The following is an 8,337-nucleotide window of genomic DNA, read 5'->3' on the forward strand; positions in this document are numbered from 1 at the left end:
TCTTTTTTCAAGCCGTGCCTTCAGGCACGTGCGTTTGGGTCGTCGCCCCGTCGTCACTCACGCAAGACGAAACTCCCCAAGACATCGCCCACCATCTTGTGGTGCTCATCGGTGAAAGGGACCGGCAGCGAAAACGTCAGGCTCAGCACCTGGCGCGTGTCCGGCAGCAGGAACAGCGACTGCACGTGGTAAACCGTTTTGCCCTGCTGCTTGTAGCTCACTGAAAACTTCGAGCCGCCGATTTTTTGGCCGGCCCCCAAAAATGCGGGCTCGATCTCACTGCGGGTGAATTTGCTCACTTGCCGGGAAAGATCGTTCAACTGGCGCTTCAAGAACTCCGGAGGCGTTTCGTCCGCCTCCAGCGGATCCTTCGAGATCGCGATGGTCATGCCGCCGGAGCCGGGCTCGGGCGCCAACAGGTGCATGGTGCGGTCCGTCACATGGAGCGGTGCCGTGATGTGGCCTTCTTGGAAGTGATAAAGCATGTTTTTTCTTATGAAATGAGACCGCAGGCTGAGATCTCAGCAATTGAGGTTGATCTTTTTCCCGAACTGGTCGAGGTCGTCCTGGAAGTTGAAGACGCCTTTCACGCCATTGAGCACGATCGTGCCATCGGCCTTCAAGGTGATGGACGCGGCGCCGCACACCAGGGTCACGCTCTCTCCCGCCACCTGCGTGATGTTCTTGCCCGCGTTCACGAACACCGTGTCGCTCTGCGCATTCACCACCACGTTTTCCTTGGCCAGCACGTTGGCGTTCAGGCTGGTGGAGGACAGCGATATGTTCTGCTCCGCCACCAGATTCATGTTGCCGGTTTGGGCCACGGAGGCCACGTCACCGCCCGAGACCATGTTGCTTTGCCCGCCCGAAGTCACGTGCGTGAGCATGCCAGCCTTGGCCAACTGCGTGAGTTGCGCGCCACTGGAAATGGTCACGTGCTGCTGTGCATGCACCGACGTGCTCTGGCCCGAACTGACGACGATGGGCTTGGGACTGATCATGCTTTGCCCTTCCGGGCTCACGATGGACACGATCGGCTTGGTGATGTCCTTGGACAAATCCATCAGGCCACGCGCATCCGGCATGGCCGGGTCGGTGTTGGTCGGCATGGCCGTTTCCGCACCCCCTCCTCCATCGCCACCCGAGCGGGAACTTGCCATCTTGGCCAGCGAGGCCAAGCCGCCCGCCGCGCCCCCGGTCATGGCCGCGATGCCCGCCCCCATGCTGGCGATCTGCGAAGACTTGGCATCGGCCAATGCGCCGATGGTGGCGTTCACCGACGAAACCGCCTGCCCGGCCTCCTGCATGAGTGAAGAGGTGCTGGCGAGGGTCGCACCCAACTGATCGAACCCGTCCGGGTTGTTGCTCGCCACCTTGGAGGTGAAGTCCTGCGGATACGTGGTGATCAGCAGGCCCTTGTCCGCCCGGATCGACCCCCACAGGTCCGTGCGCAGCTCGAACCCGTACCCGCGCTGCGAGCCGCTGCCCTGGTGCATCAGGTACCCCATGTTCAGGTACGTGTTGCCGTAGGTGTTGGACAGCTCCAGGTGCTCGATGCCCTTCTTGTCCTCAAAGCGCAGCATGCTCGCCCCGCCCCCGCCCTTGCTCCAGTTGGTGAGCGTGCCCGACTGCGTCTTGTTGTCCGGCAGCTTCCACGGCGGCATCTGGATGCCGTTGTACACCCGCCCGGTGATGATAGGGTAGTCCGGATCGCCGTTCAGAAAGTCCACGATGACTTCCTGCCCGATGCGCGGGATGTGGATGCTGCCGTAGTTCAGGCCCGCCCAGGGGTGCGACACCCGCACCCAGCAGCTGGAGTTCTCGTCCATGGCCCCGATGCGGTCCCAGTGGAACTGCACCTTCACGCGGCCGTACTGGTCGGTCCAGATCTCCTCGCCCGGCGGGCCCACCACCACCGCGGTCTGCGGGCCGGTGGTCTTGGGCTTCGGGGTGATGCGCGCAGGCGTGTAGGGCAGGCTGGTGGGCTGGGCCTGCAGGGTGAACTTCTGGAACGAGCCCTCCTCCTGCGGCGTGCCCTTGGTGCCCGGCGCCACGGCGCTGACCTGGGGGTTTTCCTTGAAGTGGTACTCCAGCCCGGTCAGCAGGTATTGCTGGTTCTGGTCCTCGCGCGGGTGGTTCTCCAGGGTGAAGGTGTAGCCGGGCGCCAGCGCCCGGTGGCGCGACTCGCCCCGCACGGTGCTGTGCCCGGTCAGGCTGGACTGCAGGCGCGAGCGCGCGTAGTTCTCGCCGTCGCCGAACTCGGTGTACCCGCCCGGCCATTCGTAGATCTCGTGGCTGTCGTGCGCGTGCCCCGGCGGGGTCTGGCGCATGTTGGACAGGTCGGCCTTGGGCTTCTTGAAGTCGTAGTCGTCGTTGTAGTGCCGCCCGGGCTTGATCTCCTGCGCCAGTTGCCAGGCGTGGATGTTCTCCTTGTCGGCGACGGCGGCCTTCTCGGGCGGGTAGAACGGGATGACGGCGGCGCCCGCGAGCGGGCTGTGTGAGGCGACGATGTCGTCGGCCAGGGTGAGCATGTGCTGGCCGGCGCTGTGCTCGTGGAAGTAGTAGATGCCCTCATGCTCCATCAGGCGCGAGACGAAGGCGCAGTCGGTCTCGTTGTACTGCACGCAGTAGTCCCAGGTGCGGTAGCTCTGGGTGAGCTTGCGCTGCAGCGGGTAGCCGTATTTGCCGAGCACCTCTTCGATGATGTCGGGCACGGTCTTGTTCTGAAAGATCTTGAAGTCGCTTTGCCGCGTGGCCAGCCACAGCCAGGGGCTCAGGCGGGCCTTGTAGGTGTAGAAGCGGTGGTCCTGGCCCTGCAGCCCGAAGCGGGTGACGATGCCGTCCAGGTAGCGCGTGCCGCCCCCTTCGGTCTCCACCACGATGGTGGCGCTCTTGCCCAGCAGGGCCTTGGGGTCGATGGATTTGCTCTCGCTCAGCAGGTCCACGTCCAAGGAGAACAGCTCGGAGAGCGCTTCTTTGCCCTGCAGCTGGCGAAACTGCAACTGCTCGCCCAGGGGCGTCTGGATGGTGACTCGGCGTGTCATGAGGAATGCCGGCCATGCCGGATTTGTAACGGAAATGGATGCGCGGATAATATCCCTTTACGTCTTATCACCCTCTGCCGATTTGACTCAAAATGTAATCCCCGTGGATCAATTAGCGATTTATCTTGATTAGATCAATAGGTGTAATTACTTATGATTTAAAACGATACCAATAATATTTAAATTATCAGATTGGTATCAGTTAGGAAAAACTCACACCCGTTCATTGCGCGCTTACCCGTGGCTTCACGGCGGTTGGAGAGGTGCTCCTCGTTCCACAGGTTGTTGGCCTTGACCAGCGACTTGGCATACACCTGCCGCCCCGCGCCGTCGTACAGGATCTGGTCCGTGCGCTCGGCCACGCCGTAGCCGGTGTAGCTGGCCATCCGGTTCAGGTCGTCGTAGACGTAGTTGTAGGTTTTTTCCAGCTTGCCGTTGGGTGAGCCTTCTATCGGCCCGCCGCTGTAGGTCTGGTCCTGGGTCCGGTTGCCGGCGTAGTCGTAGCGGTACTGGTGCGTGTCCACCGCACCCGTGACCGAGGACACTTCCTGGCTTCGGATCTGCCGGTTCATGGTGTCGTAGCCATACGCCGTGGTGCTGGTGTGGATCACCTGCTGGTCCTGCACCACCACGTTCGCCGGCTGCGACTTCGCATCCGGGCGGATGGTGTTGATCACGTGCGTCGTCACCTGCGAGCGGTTACCCGCCAGGTCGTATGTGATGCGCACGTCCGCGCGGCTGTCGAACACCGCCCGCAGCCGGTTCTGCGCGTCGTACACCAGGTGGTTGTCCTGGTACACCACGTTGTCCAGCACCCCGGAGGACAGCAGCGTCTTTTGCGCCATCTTCTCTGACACCCGGTTGCCCGCCAGGTCGTAGCCGTAGTTGGTGGTCTGGCCCAGGTTGTTGTCCCGTATCTCGATCCTCTGGCCTGCACCGTCGTAGCGATAGTCCAGGCTCTTGCCGGCCCCATTGCCCTCGTGCGTGAGGTCGCCCGCCCGGTTGTAGGTGTACTGGAAGTCCACCGTGCCGCCGCCCGTCTTGCCGTCCGTGCGCCCGATCAGGCGCCCAAAGGTGTTGTAAGTCCAGGACTGGCTCATACCGGCCGCATCCGTCTGGCCCACCTTGTGGCCCACCGCGTCATAGCGGTAGCGCATCTGGTAGGCCAGCGGTGCCACCGGGGTGTTGTCGACCCCGGGTTTCTTGAGGGGGGCTGTGACCTTGACCGTCTCCTGCCCGCTCAGCACCACATTGCCCGCCCGGTCGTAGCGGTAGCGCGTGGCTTCGTTATTGCCGTTGACCACCCGCACCTTGCGCCCCGCTTCGTCGTACTGGTTGGTCTCCAGCACCGTTTGCGTGATCGCGCCGCTGATGTCCACGCCGTTGTAGGCGTGCAGTGCGCCGTCCGCAGGTGTGGCGGTGTTGACCGCCCCGCCCGTGCCATTGACCTCGTAGCGCGAGATGCCCTGCGCCAGCGACGTCTGCTCCAGACGCGAGAGCTTGTCGTAGCTGTACTTCGTCACCACCGTGCGGCTGTCCGTCACCCGCTCGGCCGAGGACACCTTGTCGCCGAAGGCGTTGTACGCGCTGTCGATCCGCCCGCCGTCGGCATGCCGCTCCTGCACCACGTTGCCCGCCAGATCGCGCACCTGCGCGTTCAGGTTGCCGTTGGCATCGCGCAGGCCCACCTGCCGGCCCAGCCTAGTTCGGTGACCCGCTCGCCGTGACGACCCACTGCATGCCCTTCGCTGACCAAACGATCCACTTCGTTGCGCAATGACGCCGCGCCTCGCGCGTTGATATCGAGGTCCAAGTTGCCGCTGCGGCCGAACTTGGCGTTCAACTCCATACGACGAGCCGCCGCCGCACTGAGCGTCCGCGCCTCTGCCATCTCCGTGCGTATCATCCCCACCGCTCCGCCTCCGGGGATCAGGCTCGCTCCCAAGTTGAGAACGCTGTCGATTCTCGCATTGCGCTGCTCGACCGGGTTGAGGGTTCTTCCCGTGGCAAAGTTGTAGCGGTCCGAGCGTATCGATGCAGCAATGGAACCGGCAGTGTTGACAACACTGCCCACCACCTTGCCCGTGATGGTGTTGTTCATCACATGCTGGACCTCTGGAGAGAGCCAAGTGCGTTCCCATGCCGAAGGCTGGTAAGCGCTGATGGAGCCGTAACGCGCGATCCTGGCCGCATCGACCTCTGATGCATTGAGCCGGTCGAACTCGTCCATCTCGGCCTGCGTCATCTTGCCGCCGACCACCGTGCCCCCATCAAGATCACTGCTCCCATTGGGAATCCAACGGTCACCGCTGCCGATGCCGGTCGACCCCATCCCGTCCGCCTGCCGGATCGATTCCATGGAACTGGCGTCGGGCCGATTGGCTATTTCGAGCATGCGCGCAATGTTGCGATCCCGGTCGCTTTGGCCCATACCGCCGCTGTATCCTGGCCCTGCAGCCAGCAGCACGTCATCATCCCGGCCATAGACATTCGGATTGCCGAAAGAATCGACCATCTGGTCATATTCGGACTGTCGCTGTGCCAAGGCATCCTGGTTGGGCAATTGGGCCCCTGTGCCACCCAAGCTGTATATGGATTCCGGCTGTAGCTGGCTGCCCGCTGCCAAGCTCTGCCCCAAAGCATTGCCAAACGCATCGGTCGCCACCTGCTGCACACTCACCCGCCCGCCACGCATCACTGCCGTCACCATCCCACCAGCGAAGCCTGACACCGCGCCCCGCGCCAGATCGGTGCCGAAGCCGCCGCCCAAGCTGCTGAAGGCATTTGCGCTCTGCAGCGCTTGTCCCACCGAGGCCCCAACGCCAGCGCCCACCGCACCAGCGGCCACGCTCTTCCAGTCGAATCGCTGCTGCAGTCCTGTCACCACGCCCACTCCCTGCGAGATCGTGCTGGACACGGCTTGCCGCAGCGCGGCATTGGCAAACACGCTATCGGTGGTGGGCAGCAAGCCAGAGGCACCCAGGCCGCTGGTTACGCCACTGCCCAACGCGCTGAGGGCCACACCCTTCCAGTTGAACCCGTCTTGCGCACCGATGGCATTGCCAACGATCTGGCTGGCAATGGAGCCCATTGCACCTGCTGCTGCAGCGGTAGTAACGACGCCTGCAGTGCTCATGCTGCCAGCCACAAAGGTACCGACAGCGCCACCCAGCGTGCCACCGCTCATAACCCCCATTCCAGCCTGCATGGTAGTCAAGAGACTTCCAGAAGCACCACTCATAAGCCCTGCGGTATAGACGCTCACCACGACGGCAATGGCCACCATGATGATCTTGCCCAGTCCCCCACACCCGCCCCCGCCCTGCCCCGCAGGCGCCGGCAGGTTCGGGTCCATGCTCCCCGTCACCCGGCTCGGGTCGTACGGCTGGAACGTGTCCACGTTGTTCGCGTTCAGCGCCAGCTTGGGCACACTCAGCGTCTGCCCCGCTGCCAGTTGCCCGTCCCCCGACACCGCCAACCCATTGGCCTCCGCAATGCGCCACCACAGCTTGGCATCGCCAAGCACGTTGCGCGCGATGTCTTTGAGCGTCTCCCCGCCCACCACCGTGTAGGCGATCGCGTCCAGGTTCGCCCCTTTGAGTTTGAGCGGCGCCGCGTTCAGCCGGAACTCGGCCGTATCCACATACTTCGGGATGTCTCCTGGGTTTGGCGGGTTCTCGCTGTCCGGCGCGTCGCCGTAGCGGGCCAGGACCTCGCCATTGGCCACCAGCTGGCGCTGCACGTGGCCCGGGTTGACCGAGTCGCCCACCCAGCCGCCCAGGTAGCCGCCGGGCTGGTTCTGCACGCGGCCCGTGTGGCCCGCGCCCTGGTTCACATACACCGCATTGCCCTGCGCGTCGTTCACGAACGCGCGGTTGAACCGCTCGTCGGCCGCGCCCGTCGTCTGCTCGATGTTGCTCACGAAGCCGTTGGCGTCGCGCCAGGTCTTCGTCGCGGCATCGGGGGGCTTGGTGCCGTTAAAGACGCCGCGCCAAGTGCTCGCGCCGGTCTGCTGGTAGCTGCCGTTCAGGGATTGGTAGTCGTACTTCGTGGTGGTGGCGTTGCCCTGGTCCCCATCGCTCACCTGCCGGTTGCCCAGGAGGTTGCCCGCCGCGTCGTACCCTAAGCCCGTGACGCCATCGGCATCGTGGTAAGCCACGTCTGTGCGCTGCGTCACCGCCTTGGTGTTGTCGCGCCGCACCACCATGTGCTGGTCTAATTTCCCCAGACACCTTGATAGGTGGAATCCACCTGGACGAGGAACATGACCAAGAGACAAAGACGGACATTCAATGCGGAGTTCAAACTGCAAGTCGTGCAGATGGTTTGCGAGCGCGGCCTGAGCGTTGAAGATGTCTGCCGCGACATGACGCTGGGCGAGACAGCCGTGCGGCGGTGGCTGGCGCAGGCCAGTCCAGCTTGGCCAGCCGCAGCCGGCTCTGTACCATGCCCAGCGCCTGGCGCAAAGGCTGACCGAACAGGCACTTGATGCTCAAGCAGGACTGGATGGCTGTTTCCGAGAAGGTCGGGCTGCACCCGCGCTTGCCGGTCGGCGTAGCGAACCACTGCATGCTCTCATCGAGCCACATAGTCAACGATCCTCGCCTTGAGCGCCGCGTTGTACTCATTCCAGTTCGTCGTGCGGTACTGGCTCCGCTGCCTGTTCTTCGCTTCTTTCGCGCCGTCAGTCCACGGGCGCCGGTCAAGCGGGGCAATTTTTGCAACAAAGCCGCTCCAGACTCGACGTCCACAATTGAACCTACCTCGCGAGATGCTCCCCCGAATCTGCCCTTAATTCGCGACCACTTGGTAGCCGCACCAGCCATACCGCTTCCAGTATTGCCAAATCATCTACTTGGGAATCGAAAAGATGCCCCCTCACAGCTAATATGGCCGCCGCCTATTTCAACGTTCGTCAGCGTTTGAAGAACAAAGGAGGGCTTGCTCGTGGAATCATTGTATTGGAACAAGTAGCCCATGAACTCAGAAGGCAAAATCTTCAACAGCACGCTTGCCAACAAATCTGGCTGTTCCTTAAGCATCTGCTCAAATGGTAAGTATCCAGTTTGTTGAAGGCGTAGATAGTCTCCTTCAAGATCTTCTTCAAAGCCCTCATCCTCAGCCTCTCGTTCTATAAAAATCCGATAGAAGTTTGAGAAACTTTCGATGGCATCGATGAAGTCGACGGTAAAACGGTACGCAATCGCATATTGAGGCGAAAGGGCCTTGCCAAAAGAATGAAAGTCGACAGCAACAGTCAAACAGTCGACTACCATGTTACCAATCTCACAAT

6 protein-coding genes and 1 pseudogene are annotated in these 8,337 nt (G+C 62.4%); 1 reads left to right on the top strand and 6 read right to left on the bottom strand.

Translation table 11 applies throughout. The features are described from left to right. Window positions 1–53: 53 nt before the first annotated feature. From AVTE2539_RS25175 to AVTE2539_RS25190, 4 genes are all read right to left on the bottom strand, one after another. Window positions 54–485: a DcrB-related protein gene (locus tag AVTE2539_RS25175; protein ID WP_284414936.1), complete on the bottom strand. Its 432-nt coding sequence runs from the start codon at window positions 483–485 to the stop codon at window positions 54–56. Window positions 486–521: 36 nt separating this feature from the next. Next, window positions 522–3,044, bottom strand: a complete 2,523-nt coding sequence (locus AVTE2539_RS25180; RefSeq protein ID WP_284414938.1) for a type VI secretion system Vgr family protein — start codon at window positions 3,042–3,044, stop codon at window positions 522–524. A gap of 179 nt (window positions 3,045–3,223) precedes the next feature. Then, on the bottom strand, window positions 3,224–4,732 hold the full coding sequence (locus AVTE2539_RS25185; RefSeq protein WP_284414941.1) for an RHS repeat domain-containing protein: 1,509 nt from the start codon (window positions 4,730–4,732) through the stop codon (window positions 3,224–3,226). Then, on the bottom strand, window positions 4,702–7,251 hold the full coding sequence (locus AVTE2539_RS25190; RefSeq protein WP_284414943.1) for a LysM peptidoglycan-binding domain-containing protein: 2,550 nt from the start codon (window positions 7,249–7,251) through the stop codon (window positions 4,702–4,704). Before AVTE2539_RS25190 ends, AVTE2539_RS25185 begins: the two co-directional genes overlap by 31 nt. A 57-nt stretch (window positions 7,252–7,308) precedes the next feature. On the opposite strand from AVTE2539_RS25190, the gene AVTE2539_RS26320 reads away from it, so the two are divergent. Further along, the gene (locus AVTE2539_RS26320; RefSeq protein WP_349817217.1) at window positions 7,309–7,533 is read left to right on the top strand and encodes a transposase; all 225 of its coding nucleotides are present in this window, start codon (window positions 7,309–7,311) and stop codon (window positions 7,531–7,533) included. Here the strand turns inward: AVTE2539_RS26320 and AVTE2539_RS25195 are convergent. Together AVTE2539_RS25195 and AVTE2539_RS25200 are read right to left on the bottom strand one after the other, a co-directional pair. Then, window positions 7,445–7,760, bottom strand: a pseudogene (locus tag AVTE2539_RS25195) (transposase); the annotation flags it as partial. The gene AVTE2539_RS26320 and the pseudogene AVTE2539_RS25195 overlap by 89 nt on opposite strands. A 131-nt stretch (window positions 7,761–7,891) precedes the next feature. Next, on the bottom strand, window positions 7,892–8,305 hold the full coding sequence (locus tag AVTE2539_RS25200; RefSeq protein WP_284414945.1) for a hypothetical protein: 414 nt from the start codon (window positions 8,303–8,305) through the stop codon (window positions 7,892–7,894). Between the last annotated feature and the right edge of the window lie 32 nt (window positions 8,306–8,337).

This window comes from Acidovorax sp. SUPP2539 (assembly GCF_030158975.1).
Classification (GTDB): Bacteria; Pseudomonadota; Gammaproteobacteria; order Burkholderiales; family Burkholderiaceae_C; genus Paracidovorax.

Coding starts and splice junctions, on each gene's coding strand:
- AVTE2539_RS25175 (WP_284414936.1), bottom strand. CDS start 485: ATGCTTTATCACTTCCAAGAAGGCCACATCACGGCACCGCTCCATGTG.
- AVTE2539_RS25180 (WP_284414938.1), bottom strand. CDS start 3,044: ATGACACGCCGAGTCACCATCCAGACGCCCCTGGGCGAGCAGTTGCAG.
- AVTE2539_RS25190 (WP_284414943.1), bottom strand. CDS start 7,251: ATGGTGGTGCGGCGCGACAACACCAAGGCGGTGACGCAGCGCACAGAC.
- AVTE2539_RS26320 (WP_349817217.1), top strand. CDS start 7,309: ATGACCAAGAGACAAAGACGGACATTCAATGCGGAGTTCAAACTGCAA.